Annotated in this window: 2 protein-coding genes; both read right to left on the reverse strand. The window is 73.4% G+C overall.

Annotation, left to right across the window (positions count from 1 at the left end; translation table 11 throughout):
* Positions 1 to 667: MFS transporter (locus L995_RS12285; RefSeq protein WP_047472025.1), on the reverse strand; the 667-nt coding region annotated here is incomplete at its 3' end.
* The coding region (locus tag L995_RS12290; protein ID WP_047472026.1) for a class I SAM-dependent methyltransferase at positions 664 to 1009 on the reverse strand (346 nt) is incomplete at its 5' end. The genes L995_RS12285 and L995_RS12290, both read right to left, overlap by 4 nt.

Genomic DNA, 1009 nt, shown 5'->3' on the forward strand with positions numbered 1-1009 from the left:
CCGCGCCATAGCCGCGGACCATGGCGGCCAGTCCAGCTTTGGGCGCAGGCAGCAGCAGGGGTGAGGGCGCATCCCCCGGCTCATGGCGCACCACCCAGGCCAGCAGCAGGGCGCCCAGGGCCAGCGCGCCGGCCAGGCAGAGGAAGGGCGCGTGCCAGCCCCATTTCGCCTGCATGAGCAGCATCATCCCGCCGCCCACGATGGCGCCCAGCGACAGCGCCGCTGCGCGCACGCCCCCGGCGCGCATGCGCTCGGACGCGGGCAGCAGGCGGATGGCCAGGGCGCTGACGGGAATGTCGGCCCAGGTGGCGGCCAGCGCGGCCGCGAAGGCCAGGCCGAACAGCCACAGGCGCTCGGCCAGCAACTGCTGCCAGCCCAGGGCCAGCAGCACGGCCGCATAAGCCAGGCACAGGGCCAGCGCCCAGGCGCGGTAGCGCGGCCGGCCGTTCGCGCTGCGCGCTTCCACGGGCGCGGCCAGCGCGAACTTGATCAGCGCGGGCAGGCCCGCCAGCTGGAACAGGCCGATGGCCGTGCCCGACCAGCCATGCTGGCGCATGACCAGGGGCAGGCCCAGCCAGAGGTAGACGCTGGGCGCGGTGAGCGCCAGGTGCAGCCAGCCGAAAAGTGCCTGGAGCAGCCAGACAGGGCGGGGAGCTGCGGCCTTCATGGCGCGGCCTTGCGGGCAATGAGCACGGCCAGCGGTGCCATCGGAAACTCGCGCGACTCGATGCGTTCGATGCGCTCGAAACCCGCCTGCGCCAGCAGCGCCTGCAGCTCGCCACGCCGGGTCACGCTGCGGCCCAGCAGGCGCATGGGCAGGTAGTAGGGCAGGGTGCGCAGGGCGGCTTCGGGCGTCTCATCCACCTCGGCATGGGCGCAGACGAAGACGCCGCCGGGCGCCAGCGCGTCGAACACCTTGGCGACCACGGCTGCCGCATCGGGCACGAAGTGCAGCACGGACGAGCACCAGACCAGGTCGTAGCCGCTGCCTATGCCGTCCGTGGCCAGG

Source organism: Delftia sp. ZNC0008 (assembly GCF_000799035.1).
GTDB classification, from domain to species: Bacteria; Pseudomonadota; Gammaproteobacteria; order Burkholderiales; family Burkholderiaceae_C; genus Comamonas; species Comamonas tsuruhatensis.